Origin of the sequence: Brucella tritici (assembly GCF_902825325.1) — a bacterium.
GTDB lineage: Bacteria > Pseudomonadota > Alphaproteobacteria > Rhizobiales > Rhizobiaceae > Brucella.
The window spans coordinates 381,808-394,723 of sequence record NZ_CADEAR010000002.1; the positions used below are offsets into that span (position 1 = coordinate 381,808).

The following is a 12,916-nucleotide window of genomic DNA, read 5'->3' on the forward strand; positions in this document are numbered from 1 at the left end:
GAATAAGTCCATCGGAGACAGGGCAATCATGCTCGATCATATCGGTTTCAACATTTCCAGCATGCCCAAATCGCGGGGTTTCTATGATGCGGCATTGGCACCGCTTGGCATAAGCCGGGCCATGGAGTTCGGTGACTGGGTGGGTTACGGTCGCAACGGCAAGCCGGAATTCTGGATCGGCAAGCAGAAGGGCGCGAAACTGGAGGGCGTGCTTCACGTCGCTTTTTCGGCTGGAACCCGCTCCGAGGTTGACCGCTTTTATGAAGCAGCTATTGCCGCCGGTGGCGCCGACAACGGCAAACCGGGCCTGCGTACTGATTACCATCCTGATTATTACGCTGCCTTCGTGACCGACCCGGATGGGCACAATATCGAAGCAGTCTGCCACCTGCCCGAATAAAAAGCGGGCTTGCGCCCGCTCATCATTTCCGTGTCTTGAACTCGCTCAGACCAGCTTTGCATCTAGCGTAACCTCGATGGCACCCAGTGCTTTCGAGAGAGGGCAGGATTGCTTGGCCTTGTTGGCGAGAGCCTCAAAATCTTCGACCGAGATGCCTGGAATAGTTGCGTTGAGTGTCAGCGCGCTGCGGCTGATCTCAAAGCCGCCACCGGCTGCGGGGCCGACAGTAACTGCTGCCGTTGCTTCCAGTTTTTCCGGAGGTGTTCCGTGCTCCGTGAGGAGTGCTGAAAGCTGCATGGCAAAGCAGCCTGCGTGGGCAGCGCCCAGAAGTTCTTCCGGATTGGTGCCGGAGCGACCGCTTTCGTCCTGAAAACGAGCCTTGAAATCATAAGGCAGGTCCTTCAGCGCACCGCTTTGCGTGTTGAGGGTGCCTTTGCCTTCCTTCAGCGTGCCTTGCCAGATGGCGGTTGCTTTTCTGTCCATGGGAAGCTCTCCTCTCGGTTGGGATTTCCGCTACCGATATAGGGCGCTTGACCACGGCTTCCAGCAATCAGCCCCAACTAGATGGACTGTCCTTTCAACAGACGCGGTATATCGCCCGAAAGACCGGCGGCCTGCTTGATGAAGAAGGATTTCAGTGTCGGCACCCGATCGACGAGCCCCAGACCAATATCGCGGATCGAACGGATGGCAGGGTTATCGTTGGAAAAAAGCTTGGTCAGGATATCTGTCGTCACCCCCATCTGCACGGTGTCGAAGCGACGCCAGGACTGGTAGCGCTCCAGGGCGGCAAACGAACCGATGTCGAGGCCGAGCCGGTCTGTTTCGACCACGACTTCCGCAATTGCGGCAGCATCCCGGAAACCGAGATTGAGGCCTTGACCGGCAATCGGATGGATGCGGTGCGCCGCGTCGCCCACCAGCACGAAGCGCGGTTTCACGAATTCGCGCGCCAGCGTCAGGCCGAGCGGGAAGGCGCGGCGCGGGCCTTCGACATGCAGGGCACCAAGACGGTGACCGAAGCGCTGTTCCAGTTCCGCTTCGAACACGAAGTCGTCTTCGCGGATGAGGCGTTCGGCATCCGACGTGCGCTCGGTCCAGACCAGGGAACTGCGATTGCCCTTCAACGGAAGGATCGCAAATGGACCGGCTGGCAAAAAGTGTTCATCGGCGCGGCCGTCATGCGGCAGTTCATGGGCGACATTGCACACGATGCCGGACTGGCCGTAATCCCAGTTGACCGTCTTGATGCCAGCCAGATCGCGCAGGCGGGAGCGTGCGCCATCGGCAGCGATCAGCAGGCGTGTTTCAAGCGCGTTTCCATTGGAAAGAGTGACTGCCACACCTTCTGGGAGAGTGTTGAAATTCTCCACGCTGGTGGCTTCAAGGAAGGTGATTCCGAGCGCTTCAGCCTTGTTGTGGAGGGCGGTGTTGAGGACACGGTTTTCAACCATATGGGCAAAGGGTTCGCCGGGTTCAACTTCACCTTCGAAAGTGAGAAACACCGGGCGCACGGGATCGGAAGTACGCGAATCGGTGATGACCATTTCCGTGATGGGCTGGGCTTCGGGGAGGATTTCCCGCCAGCATCCGAGCTGGTCCAGCATGCGCGATGCAGCAGCGGCAATCGAGGATGCACGCGGGTCGTTCTTCCAGGCACCAGCCGGCGCACCGTCGATGACAGTAACGGAAAGGTGCGGCGCCGCCGATTTGATCGCAACCGCCGTAACGAGCCCGACATAGCCGCCACCTGCAATCACCACATCGTTATTGCGTGGGGCTTCCGCATTTTTCTGGCCAGCCATTGTCGTTCCTTTCCAGAATCCGTCTTTCGGGCAGTGTTTTGGCATATATCGTCGCGTATGAAACCCGATATTTTGCCACGCCGCCTGTTCTGGCCCAAACTCCAGCCCAACCATTGGCGAGGGAATGTGTTTTCTTTGGCCTGCCCGGTTCTTGACAGGTACGGACACGCGGGCTCAAACATGCCTCTCGAACTTTGTAAAGCATATATGGTTGCGAGAGGCAGGCTGTCCATGTCTGATGAAGAAAAGTCCGGGATCGAGCAGACGGCGGCAATGCGTGAGCTTCTTTCCATCCTCGATCTGGAAACGCTTGAAGTGGACCTGTTCCGCGGCAACAGCCCACAGGTTGGCTGGCAACGGGTTTTCGGTGGGCAGGTGATCGGGCAGGCGCTGATCGCTGCGCAGCGCACAGTTGAGCCAGAACGGTACGTCCATTCCCTGCATGCCTATTTCGTGCGACCCGGCGACCCGGCGATCCCGATTGTCTATGAGGTGGATCGTATCCGTGACGGGTCGAGCTTCAGCACGCGGCGCGTTTTGGCAAAGCAGCATGGCAAGGCTATTTTCTCCCTTTCGGCCTCGTTTCAGGTGGATGAGGGTGGGCTTGATCACCAGCTTCCCATGCCGGAAGGGCTGCCAATGCCCGAACAGCTTGTCGGTGATCGTGACATCAAGGAGCAATATCTCCATATGGCGCCGCCTAATGTGCGCAAATACTGGGAGCGGGAACGGCCAATCGAGATCAAGCCTGTATCGCTGACCCATTATTTCTCACGCGAGAAGCTTGAGCCTGCACAGCATGTCTGGGTCAGGGCGCGCGGCATCGTGCCGGATGACCGGGCGCTGCAGGCCGCCATTCTCGCCTATCTCTCCGATATGACCCTGCTCGATACATCCCTGCATCCGCATGGCCGCACGATTTTCGACCGTGACCTGCAGGTTGCGAGCCTTGATCACGCCATGTGGTTTCATCGTCCGTGCAAGCTTGATGACTGGCTGCTCTACACGCAGGATACGCCGAGTGCCTCTGGCGCGCGCGGTTTTAACCGGGGCGCGCTTTATACGCGCGACGGCGTGCTGATTGCATCGGTCGCGCAGGAAGGGTTGATCCGCGTCCACGATGAAAAGAAATGATTATTTTTTAATCGCAGGTTAGTGCTTCGATTAAAAATAAGGCATTTCGCCGCTGGTTGGCGGAATGCCCATGGCGCAAAACCTGAATCGAATGAATCACTTGAGGTGTCATTCGGTTCGAAATTGCATCGGCATCATCTCGTCAATGGCTTGGAATTTCCGCATCCGGCGCACCGAATATCAGAAAATTTGCAGTAAATTTTCCTGTCGGGGCCAACTGGCACGATTTTTGTTTCTCTCTGTTTGAACCGGTCTTTCCAGCGCAGCCGCGTTTGAAGCCGCCCTTCGACGGAGATATTCGATGCTCATAACAGGAAGAAACAAGCAAACGGCCCTTCTGGCTACCCTGCCTGCGCTCGTCGCCATGGCCGGGACGGCAATGGCACAGGACGCCGCACCGACACCAACCCTCGATACGGGCGATACGGCATGGATGCTGACTTCAACCGCGCTTGTGTTGATGATGACCATACCCGGTCTCGCACTGTTCTATGGCGGCATGGTGCGCAAGAAGAACGTGCTGTCCACCGTAATGCAGAGCTTTGCCATCACCTGCCTCATGTCCATTCTGTGGATGGTTGCAGGCTATTCGCTGGCCTTTACCGATGGTGGATCGCTCAATTCTTATGTAGGCGGTCTTTCCAAGGCCTTCTTCTCCGGCGTCACGATGGAATCGCTGACGGGAACCATCCCCGAATATGTGTTCATCACCTTCCAGATGACTTTCGCCGTCATCACGCCCGCACTCATCGCCGGTTCGTTTGCCGAGCGCATGAAGTTTTCCTCCATGCTGGTCTTCCTGACCCTCTGGTTGTTCATCGTCTATATCCCGGTCGCACATTGGGTCTGGGGCGGCGGCTTCATGGCGTCGGATGGCGTGCTTGATTTTGCCGGCGGTACGGTTGTCCATATCAATGCTGGTGTCGCCGGTCTGGTTGCGGCCCTCATCATCGGCAAACGCGATGGTTACGGCCACACCAACATGGCGCCGCACAATCTCGTGCTCTCGGTCATTGGTGCTGCCCTTCTGTGGGTGGGCTGGTTCGGCTTCAATGCGGGTTCTGCTGCTGGCGCCAATGCACTTGCCGGTGTCGCCATGCTCAACACGCAGGTTGCGACCGCCGGTGCGGCTCTGGCCTGGATGGTCGTAGAATGGGCGATTGCTGGCAAGCCAAGCGTACTCGGCATCATTTCAGGCGCCGTTGCAGGCCTTGTCGCCGTTACGCCTGCCGCCGGTTTCGTCAACCCTATGGGTGCGCTCATCATCGGTATCGTCGCCGGTGTGGTCTGCTATGTGGCGGCCGTGAAGATCAAGCACGCACTCGGTTATGACGATTCGCTCGATGCGTTTGGCGTCCATGGTGTCGGCGGCTTCGTTGGTGCGGTGCTGACCGGTCTCTTCGCCGATGCGGCGATCAACCCGGCCAGTGAAGGTGCAACCATCGGCAAGCAGTTCTTCGGCGCTGCCATTACGATTGTCTATACGGCGATTGCTACCGCGATCATTCTTTACGTGGTCAAGGCCATCATGGGTCTGCGACCCAGCAAGCAGGCTGAGATTGAAGGTCTCGACATCGCTTTGCACGGCGAGTCTGTTCAGTAGAGCGGGATTGTCTCAAGAGGGAAAAGGCGCGGGAAACCGCGCCTTTTTCATTTCATCAACGGATTTGTTTGCGACCCCCTGCATGGTTAATGGGGAATTAACCATCCAGCGACTAGGATCGGACCGATTCAATGTGCCCGGAGCATTTCCGCTTGGGGCCCAGCAAATATTTTCGGTTCGGGACAGGCTATATGCGGCAAGGATATTCGCCCTCATACCCGCTGCGTGACGAGCGGATTACGGAAGACAGGCTGAAACTGGCCAATCTCTTCCGCAGGCAGTTCTATATCCTGTTCGGATTGGGCCTTCTGGCGCTCACCGGCATGGCTGTCGGCGCATTGGCGACCTGGAATGTTGCCGATCCGAGCTTCAGTCATGCGACCGACAATCCGGTAACGAATGCGCTTGGTTATCCCGGCGCGGTGTTCTCTGACATCGCGATGCAGTTTTTCGGCCTGGCGAGTGTTCCCGCTCTGCTTCCCCTTGCCGTGTGGTCGCTTCTGATGATGACGCGCGGCGGCATCGGACGCATAGCCAAACGCAGTTTCGCATGGCTTGGCGCAGCACTCCTGTTCGCAGCTATCGCCAGCTGCTTCGCCGTACCCGAAAGCTGGCCAATGCCGATCGGTCTTGGTGGCGTCTTCGGAGACATGATCCTCAAGTTTCCGGGTCTCTTCCTCGGCAGTTTTCCGCAAGGTGCAATAGCATCGGGTATTGCACTTATCCTCGCAGTCCCGGCTTTTTGGCTCTGCCTTTTCGCCAGCGGTATCGTTGGGCGCGGTGCGGGGATCGTCAATTCTGCGCAGCCCTCGGCTCGTCGTAGTGTGGAGGAAGATGATTTCTCAGCAGATGACGAAGATGATGATGCATCAGCCGGTGGTGGTTTCCAGCTTATGGGAGCACTCACCCATCTGGCACTGACCTCGACCGCGAATTTCAAGCGCCTGACCGGGCTTGGCCGTCGCCGTCCGCGTGCGGAAGATTTCGACGATATGCGCGTGGTGCGCCGCAACGCCGAAATACGCAATGCGCCGCGTCGTGAACCCGGTTTCGGTGCGCCTGCCGCTGCCGAGGACGAACCGCCTTTCGATATGGATGATATGGATGACGGCGCGCCGCTCGTCGGTCAGGAATGGCACGATGCACCGCCGCCGCGGAGCCGCAAGGCCCGCGTGGAGCAGGCCGCCCCGTCGCCGAAACCTGGTCCACGCGCCCAACGCGAGGCACAGCCGTCCTTCCTCAAGGACAACGGCGTTTTCGAAATGCCATCACTGCATTTCCTCGCCGAGCCAAAGCTTGTCCAGCGCGATCCTGCGCTTTCCAAGGATGCGCTGGAACAGAACGCCCGTTTGCTGGAAGGTGTTCTGGAAGATTTCGGTGTGCGTGGTGAAATCATCAACGTTAAGCCTGGCCCGGTCGTCACGCTTTACGAACTGGAACCTGCGCCGGGTATCAAGTCTTCGCGCGTCATCGGCCTTGCCGACGATATCGCCCGCTCTATGAGCGCGATTGCAGCACGTGTGGCCGTCATTCCGGGCCGTAATGCCATCGGCATCGAACTGCCGAACCCGAAGCGCGAAATGGTTTATCTGCGCGAAATGCTGGCGAGCCGTGACTTCGAACAGTCCAAGGCGAAACTGGCGCTTGCGCTCGGCAAGACCATCAATGGTGAGCCGGTCATCGCCGACATCGCGAAGATGCCGCATGTTCTCGTTGCCGGTACGACCGGTTCGGGTAAGTCGGTGGCGATCAACACGATGATCCTGTCGTTGCTTTATCGTATGACGCCGCAGGAATGCCGCCTGATCATGATCGATCCGAAGATGCTGGAACTCTCCGTCTATGACGGTATTCCGCATCTGCTGACGCCCGTTGTGACCGATCCGAAGAAGGCTGTCGTCGCGCTCAAATGGACCGTGCGTGAAATGGAAGACCGCTATCGCAAGATGTCGAAGGTCGGCGTTCGCAATATTGACGGTTTCAATCAGCGCGTCGGCCTTGCGCAGAAGAAGGGCGAGCCGATCGCCCGCACCGTGCAGACCGGCTTCGACCGCAATACCGGCGAAGCGATCTACGAGACCGAAGAGCTCGATCTGGAGCCAATGCCCTATATCGTCGTCATCATCGACGAAATGGCTGACTTGATGATGGTCGCCGGCAAGGATATCGAAGGTGCCGTGCAGCGTCTGGCGCAGATGGCCCGTGCGGCGGGTATCCACGTCATCATGGCGACGCAGCGTCCTTCGGTCGATGTCATCACCGGCACGATCAAGGCCAACTTCCCGACCCGTATTTCCTTCCAGGTGACGTCGAAAATCGACAGCCGCACCATTCTGGGCGAGCAGGGTGCCGAACAGCTTCTCGGTCAGGGCGATATGCTCTTCATGGCTGGCGGCGGTCGTATCCAGCGCGTGCACGGACCATTCGTCGGCGACGACGAGGTGGAACGCATCGTGCAGCACTTGAAGCTTCAGGGTGTGCCCGAATATCTCGATGCGATCACCGAGGATGAAGAAGACGACGAAGGCGGCAGCGGTCCGGCTGGAACCGGCAATCTGGAAGATTCCGACGATCCATACGATCAGGCCGTCGCCGTGGTGCTGCGTGACAAGAAGGCTTCGACCTCCTATATCCAGCGCCGTCTTGGAATTGGCTACAACCGGGCTGCCTCGATCATCGAACGTATGGAGGATGAAGGCATTGTCGGTCCGGCCAACCATGCGGGCAAGCGTGAAATTCTCGTCCCGACCGGTGACGATGATTTCTAAGCCGGGTGTATGACTGCGGGACGCCATACTCGCGCCCAACTGGCGGCGTAGTTCAACAGAATGATGAAAAGAGAAAGTTTGTCGATGATGTTCTCCCGTTTCTCCGCATTCGCGAAAGCTGGTCGCCTTGCAGCCGTGCTGGGAATGGGAGCGCTTGGACTTGGCATGACGTCGCTGGTTATAGCTCCCGTTGCCGCGATTGCGCAGGGTGCTGGCGGCGGCGCGGCGGCACAGCAGATCGCCGATCATTTCTCATCGGTTCGCACAATGACTGGCGAGTTCGTGCAGTTCGGCCCCAAGGGCGAGCAGACGGGTGGTACTTTCTATATCGAACGTCCGGGCAAAATCCGTTTCAACTACAATAATTCCCCGATCCGTGTGATTTCGGATGGCGAATCTGTTGTCATCAACAACCGCAAGCTCGATACCTGGGATCTCTATCCGCTGTCGAAAACACCCTTGAAGCTGCTTCTGGCAGACCGGATCGATCTTGGCGGTGGTCGTCTTCAGAATGTGAAGCAGGAGCCGGACATGACCACGCTGGTATTGGGCGACAAGTCGGTCTTCGGCGATTCGAAAATCACCATGATGTTCGACCCCAAATCCTACGAGCTGAAGCAGTGGACCATCACGGATGCCCAGAAGCTCGATACGACCGTCATGATCTTCAATGTGCGCAGCGGCGTGCGTTTCACCGACGATATGTTCAAGATCGACTATCAGCGCATCGCCATGAAACGCAAAGGTCAGTAATCGTCAGTTTGTGATGTGCAACCGGTTTGCATTTGTCGGATAAATGATTAGGTTCGCGGCATCTTTTTCGTTGCTGCGAGACTTACCTTCATGGCCTTTTCCGTTGCTACCTGGAACATCAATTCCGTTCGTCTGCGTATGCCGCTAGTCGAGCAGTTTTTGCGCGATTATCAGCCGGATGTTCTGTGTCTTCAGGAAACCAAATGCCCGGACGATCAGTTCCCGTCCAAGGGGTTCCGCGCGCTCGGTTATGAGCACATCGCGATCAGCGGCCAGAAAGGCTATCACGGCGTTGCAACAATATCGCGGCGTCCTCTGACGGGCCTGGAAAAGATCGGTTTCTGCGACATGGGTGACTGCCGCCATCTGAGCGCGGTGGTCGAAGCTGGCGGCAAAAAGCTTCGCATTCATAATTTCTACGTTCCGGCGGGTGGTGATGAGCCGGACCCCGAGATCAATCCGAAGTTTGCGCATAAGCTGGCTTTTCTCGAAGAAATGCGCGCTATCGTTGCTGACCGGCAGGATGGGCATTCCTCCGTTCTCGTTGGCGATCTCAATATCGCGCCGCTCGAAAACGATGTCTGGTCGCACAAGCAGCTTCTCAAGATCGTCAGCCATACGCCGATCGAAACCGAGACGCTTGAAGACCTGCGTGTGAAAGGCGGCTGGAGCGACCTGATGCGGCAGCTTATTCCAGCTGACCAGAAGATCTTCACCTGGTGGAGCTATCGCGCCAAGGATTGGGCCGAATCGGATCGTGGCCGCAGGCTGGATCACGTCTGGGGTTCTGCCGATCTTGAAGGGCATATGCAGGGTCTGCAAATCCTTCGCGATGCGCGCGGTTGGGACCGCCCATCGGACCATGTGCCAGTCATTGCGACATTTGATCTGGATTGATCGGATCGTAAGGCCTATATAAGAGCCGGTTTAGAAGAGGAGAGAAGAACGATGGATCGGATTGCACTGTTTCAAATGACCAGTGTTTTCAACGTTTCCATGGTTCGCGATGTCTGCTCTTCTTACACTTCAGGATGTTTCCTGCGTTACGGCTGATGGCCGTACTCTCTTCGAATCCATCAATTTCAGCATAGCCGAAGGCCGCATCGGTCTGGTCGGGCGCAATGGCGTGGGTAAATCAACGCTGTTGCGCATGATGAGTGGTGCGCTGCTTCCGACAAGCGGAAATGTGACCGTAAACGGGACCATCGGTGTTTTGCGGCAGAACGTCGGCGGCGATGGTACTCAGACGCTGGCGGATCTTTTCGATGCGCGCACAGATTGCGACAGACTGGCACGTGTCGAACAGGGTTTGGCCAATGACAGCGATCTGGATGAGGCAGACTGGCTTCTGCCGCAGCGCTTTACCGACGCGCTGCAGCAGCTTGGTTTGCCTGATATGGCTCCCGATACCTCCCTTTCAATCTTGAGCGGAGGCCAGCAGACACGCGCGGCGCTTGCGGCTCTCATCTTCCGCAGGCCTGATCTCATTTTATTGGACGAACCGACCAATAATCTCGATCGTGCCGGTCGTTTGGCAGTCGTCGATTTGCTGACCGCCTGGCGCGGTGCAGCCGTGGTGGTCAGCCATGACCGTGAACTGTTGCAGTTCATGGATGCGATAGCTGAATTATCGCCCGACGGGCTGCGGTTCTACGGTGGCAATTGGGATTTCTATCACGGGAAAAAGACCGAGGAGCGTGAGACAGCAGCGCGCGATCTCGCAACGGCACGGCGCGAAGTCAAACAGGCCGAACACAAGGCGCAGGCTGCCGTTGAAAGACAGGCGCGCAGCGATGCCCGTGGCCGCAAGTCGCGCGCCGATGCTGGGATGAGCAAGTTATTGCTCGATGCCCGGGAAGACCGTGCGCAACAGTCGAAAGGCCGGGGCGATGCACTGGCGGAGCGCCAGTCCAATCGGGTCAACGAGCAGTTGCGGGAGGCGGAGGCAAAGGTCGAACGGGTAAAGCCGATGCATTTTAATGTGGCTGGTGCGGTTCCGCCTTCCGGTCGCGTCATGCTCGATATGCGAGATGTCTCGGGCGGGCCGCAAGCCGATTATCCGGTAATCCGCGACCTGTCATTGAAGATCGTGGGGGCCGAGCGGGTGGTTGTCGCGGGGCCGAACGGGGCAGGCAAGACTAGCCTGTTGCGGCTGATGACAGGGGAGCTTCAACCAGCAACAGGAACCGTTGTGCGCCCGGCGCGTGTGGCGATGTTCGACCAGCAGATGAGCCTGATGGATCGTGGCCAGACGCTTTATGAAAACTACCGGCGTCTCAATCCGGGGTCGAACGACAATGATGCGCGTGCTGCGCTGGCGCGTTTTTCGTTTCGCGGCGAGGGAGCTTCACGGCTTGCCGGTAGTCTGAGCGGAGGCGAATTGTTGCGGGCAGCACTTGCCTGCGTTCTTGGTGGAACAGAGCTTCCAGAACTCCTGATCCTCGATGAACCTACAAATCATCTGGATCTTGATTCCATTGAGGCGCTGGAAACCGCTCTCAATGCCTATGAAGGAGCATTGATCGTCGTGAGCCACGATCAGGCTTTTCTCGATGCTATCGGAATGGAAAGGGTGATCGCGCTTTAATCGCCATTAAGGCGCGGTGCGACTTTTTCGATTTCGCCGATCAGCTCCAGAAGATTGCGGCTGATATGCGAATGAAGCGCTGCCGCCACTTCCGGGTATTCTTCCAGAATGCGCCGGAAGATTGCGCGGCTTATGCGGATAACCTCGGTTTCCGCTTCGGCGACCGCACCGGTAAGCCGCGAGGTCTGTGCGATCAACGCCATTTCGCCAATCATGGCGCCGGGACCGACAGGGCGGATCGCAATCCGCCCTTCGTCTTGTTCGTGAAACAGGGTGATGTTGCCCGATACGACGATATAGGCGCAGTCGGCACTTTGCCCTTCACGGAAAAGCTCGCGCCCGGCTCTGAGCACGAGGCGTTCCGCGCCGAAGGCAAGCAACCGCAGCTGTTCGGGCGTGAAAGACTCGAACAGGCCTACCGTTCCGAGAATACGAATATCGTCATCAAGCGCCATGGATCGTCAATACACCTGCATCGGGCGCTGTCCATCATGGGACAAGCTTGTATCCCCCGCTTTCTGTAACCAGAAGCGTCGCATTCGACGGATCTTTTTCGATTTTCTGGCGCAAACGATAGACGTGGGTTTCCAGCGTATGCGTGGTCACGCCCGAATTATAGCCCCATACTTCTTCAAGCAGCACATCGCGACCGATAACCTTGTCGCCAGCACGATAGAGATACTTGATGATCGCCGCTTCCTTTTCAGTGAGACGGATCTTGCTGCCCTTCTCGTCGATGAGCAGCTTCTGGCCGGGCTTGAACGTATAGGGGCCGACGATGAAGGTCGCGTCCTCGCTCTGCTCATGCTGGCGCAGCTGTGCACGCACGCGAGCCAGAAGCACGGCGAATTTGAACGGCTTGGTGACGTAATCATTGGCGCCCGATTCGAGGCCGAGAATCGTATCTGATTCCGTATCGTGACCGGTGAGCATGATGATCGGTGCCTTGAAACCACCCTTGCGCAGCAGTTTTACAGCTTCACGTCCATCCATATCCGGCAAGCCGACATCCATGATCAGGAGATCTACAATGCCGTTTCGCGCAGTCTGAATACCCTTGGTGGCATTGTCTTCCTGCAGAATCTGGAATTCTTCGCACAGCTCCAGCTGTTCGACGAGGATAGAACGGAGATCTTCGTCATCGTCCACAATCAGTATCGTACGGCCTGTCATGCCTGTCCTCGTTACTCTTTGATTTAAATGGCTCTTGGTGTTTTATGACATTTAATGGAGACAAGTTGAAGCGGCGAAACGCGAAACAGGTTTTTGCTCTCGCCGACAACGGTTTTACACATGCATGACACGGAGGCGGGGGCTTGGCCAGATACGAATTTAGCCGGGGAATTGGCGTCATTGATGTGCGGGCCAAACCGGGCCACAAGACTCGCGGTTTGCTTGTTGCCGGCAATCTGGTGCTGGAATGCGCTCTTGGCAAGGGGGGAATCACCGCTTTCAAGCGTGAAGGTGATGGAGCGACGCCTCTGGCGACCATGCGGCTGCTCTATGGATACCGGCGCGGAGACAAGGGCCTGTTGCCGTCATCACGGTTGCCGCTCGGGCGTGTCCGCCGTCTGGACGGCTGGTGCGATGCGCCTTCCGACGCCAATTACAACCGCCCCGTCAGGCTGCCTTATGCGGCAAGCCACGAGGATATGTGGCGGCGCGATGACCTTTATGATATCTGCATTGTCATGGACTGGAACATTGCGCCACGTCGTCGTGGATGCGGCAGCGCGATATTCTTTCATCTGGCGCGACCCGGCTATACGCCGACCGAGGGCTGCATAGCATTGAGGCGCGCCGATATGGCGCGCCTCCTGCCTCATCTGACGGACCGGACGATGATCCGTGTCTTAAGGTAATCTT

The 12,916-nt window shown here is 57.6% G+C and carries 12 protein-coding genes; 8 read left to right on the plus strand and 4 right to left on the minus strand.

Annotated elements, in window-relative coordinates; translation table 11 throughout:
* Positions 1–28: 28 nt before the first annotated feature.
* Positions 29–400 (plus strand): VOC family protein, encoded by a 372-nt coding sequence (locus HWX93_RS04015; protein ID WP_109988607.1) that lies wholly within the window; start codon positions 29–31, stop codon positions 398–400.
* Positions 401–445: 45 nt separating this feature from the next.
* Here HWX93_RS04015 and HWX93_RS04020 read toward each other — a convergent pair whose 3' ends face one another.
* Both HWX93_RS04020 and HWX93_RS04025 read right to left on the minus strand, forming a co-directional pair.
* Positions 446–883: an OsmC family protein gene (locus HWX93_RS04020; RefSeq protein ID WP_061344520.1), complete on the minus strand. Its 438-nt coding sequence runs from the start codon at positions 881–883 to the stop codon at positions 446–448.
* Between the two features lie 77 nt (positions 884–960).
* Complete coding sequence (locus HWX93_RS04025; protein ID WP_176036571.1) at positions 961–2,205, minus strand: ubiquinone biosynthesis hydroxylase; 1,245 nt, start codon at positions 2,203–2,205, stop codon at positions 961–963.
* A 231-nt stretch (positions 2,206–2,436) separates the two neighbouring features.
* On the opposite strand from HWX93_RS04025, the gene tesB reads away from it, so the two are divergent.
* The 6 genes from tesB (at position 2,437) to HWX93_RS04055 (ending at position 11,050) form a co-directional block, all read left to right on the plus strand.
* Positions 2,437–3,339: an acyl-CoA thioesterase II gene (tesB, locus tag HWX93_RS04030; RefSeq protein ID WP_210267195.1), complete on the plus strand. Its 903-nt coding sequence runs from the start codon at positions 2,437–2,439 to the stop codon at positions 3,337–3,339.
* 301 nt (positions 3,340–3,640) lie between these two features.
* Positions 3,641–4,942, plus strand: a complete 1,302-nt coding sequence (locus HWX93_RS04035) for an ammonium transporter (RefSeq protein ID WP_176036573.1) — start codon at positions 3,641–3,643, stop codon at positions 4,940–4,942.
* Positions 4,943–5,133: 191 nt separating this feature from the next.
* Positions 5,134–7,710, plus strand: coding sequence for a DNA translocase FtsK (locus tag HWX93_RS04040; RefSeq protein ID WP_176036574.1), 2,577 nt, complete (start codon positions 5,134–5,136; stop codon positions 7,708–7,710).
* A gap of 84 nt (positions 7,711–7,794) precedes the next feature.
* Entirely contained in the window at positions 7,795–8,463 is a 669-nt protein-coding gene (locus tag HWX93_RS04045) for an outer membrane lipoprotein carrier protein LolA (RefSeq protein ID WP_176036575.1), read from the plus strand.
* Between the two features lie 90 nt (positions 8,464–8,553).
* Positions 8,554–9,360 carry an exodeoxyribonuclease III gene (locus tag HWX93_RS04050; protein ID WP_176036576.1) on the plus strand — a complete coding sequence of 269 codons (807 nt, stop codon included), beginning with the start codon at positions 8,554–8,556 and terminating at the stop codon, positions 9,358–9,360.
* A 109-nt stretch (positions 9,361–9,469) separates the two neighbouring features.
* Positions 9,470–11,050 (plus strand): ABC-F family ATP-binding cassette domain-containing protein, encoded by a 1,581-nt coding sequence (locus tag HWX93_RS04055; RefSeq protein WP_176036577.1) that lies wholly within the window; start codon positions 9,470–9,472, stop codon positions 11,048–11,050.
* Here HWX93_RS04055 and HWX93_RS04060 read toward each other — a convergent pair.
* Positions 11,047–11,505 carry a cyclic nucleotide-binding domain-containing protein gene (locus HWX93_RS04060; RefSeq protein WP_109988597.1) on the minus strand — a complete coding sequence of 153 codons (459 nt, stop codon included), beginning with the start codon at positions 11,503–11,505 and terminating at the stop codon, positions 11,047–11,049. The genes HWX93_RS04055 and HWX93_RS04060 overlap by 4 nt on opposite strands.
* Before the next feature lie 34 nt (positions 11,506–11,539).
* On the minus strand, positions 11,540–12,223 hold the full coding sequence (locus tag HWX93_RS04065; protein ID WP_109988596.1) for a response regulator transcription factor: 684 nt from the start codon (positions 12,221–12,223) through the stop codon (positions 11,540–11,542).
* A gap of 143 nt (positions 12,224–12,366) precedes the next feature.
* Here HWX93_RS04065 and HWX93_RS04070 point away from each other — a divergent pair, with 143 nt between their 5' ends.
* Entirely contained in the window at positions 12,367–12,912 is a 546-nt protein-coding gene (locus HWX93_RS04070) for a L,D-transpeptidase family protein (protein ID WP_109988595.1), read from the plus strand.
* Positions 12,913–12,916 lie beyond the last annotated feature (4 nt).

Excerpts from the sequence above, each read along its gene's own strand:
- HWX93_RS04015 (WP_109988607.1), top strand. The coding sequence starts at position 29 with ATGCTCGATCATATCGGTTTCAACATTTCCAGCATGCCCAAATCGCGG.
- HWX93_RS04020 (WP_061344520.1), bottom strand. The coding sequence starts at position 883 with ATGGACAGAAAAGCAACCGCCATCTGGCAAGGCACGCTGAAGGAAGGC.
- HWX93_RS04025 (WP_176036571.1), bottom strand. The coding sequence starts at position 2,205 with ATGGCTGGCCAGAAAAATGCGGAAGCCCCACGCAATAACGATGTGGTG.
- tesB (WP_210267195.1), top strand. The coding sequence starts at position 2,437 with ATGTCTGATGAAGAAAAGTCCGGGATCGAGCAGACGGCGGCAATGCGT.
- HWX93_RS04035 (WP_176036573.1), top strand. The coding sequence starts at position 3,641 with ATGCTCATAACAGGAAGAAACAAGCAAACGGCCCTTCTGGCTACCCTG.
- HWX93_RS04040 (WP_176036574.1), top strand. The coding sequence starts at position 5,134 with ATGCGGCAAGGATATTCGCCCTCATACCCGCTGCGTGACGAGCGGATT.
- HWX93_RS04045 (WP_176036575.1), top strand. The coding sequence starts at position 7,795 with ATGATGTTCTCCCGTTTCTCCGCATTCGCGAAAGCTGGTCGCCTTGCA.
- HWX93_RS04050 (WP_176036576.1), top strand. The coding sequence starts at position 8,554 with ATGGCCTTTTCCGTTGCTACCTGGAACATCAATTCCGTTCGTCTGCGT.
- HWX93_RS04055 (WP_176036577.1), top strand. The coding sequence starts at position 9,470 with ATGTCTGCTCTTCTTACACTTCAGGATGTTTCCTGCGTTACGGCTGAT.
- HWX93_RS04060 (WP_109988597.1), bottom strand. The coding sequence starts at position 11,505 with ATGGCGCTTGATGACGATATTCGTATTCTCGGAACGGTAGGCCTGTTC.
- HWX93_RS04065 (WP_109988596.1), bottom strand. The coding sequence starts at position 12,223 with ATGACAGGCCGTACGATACTGATTGTGGACGATGACGAAGATCTCCGT.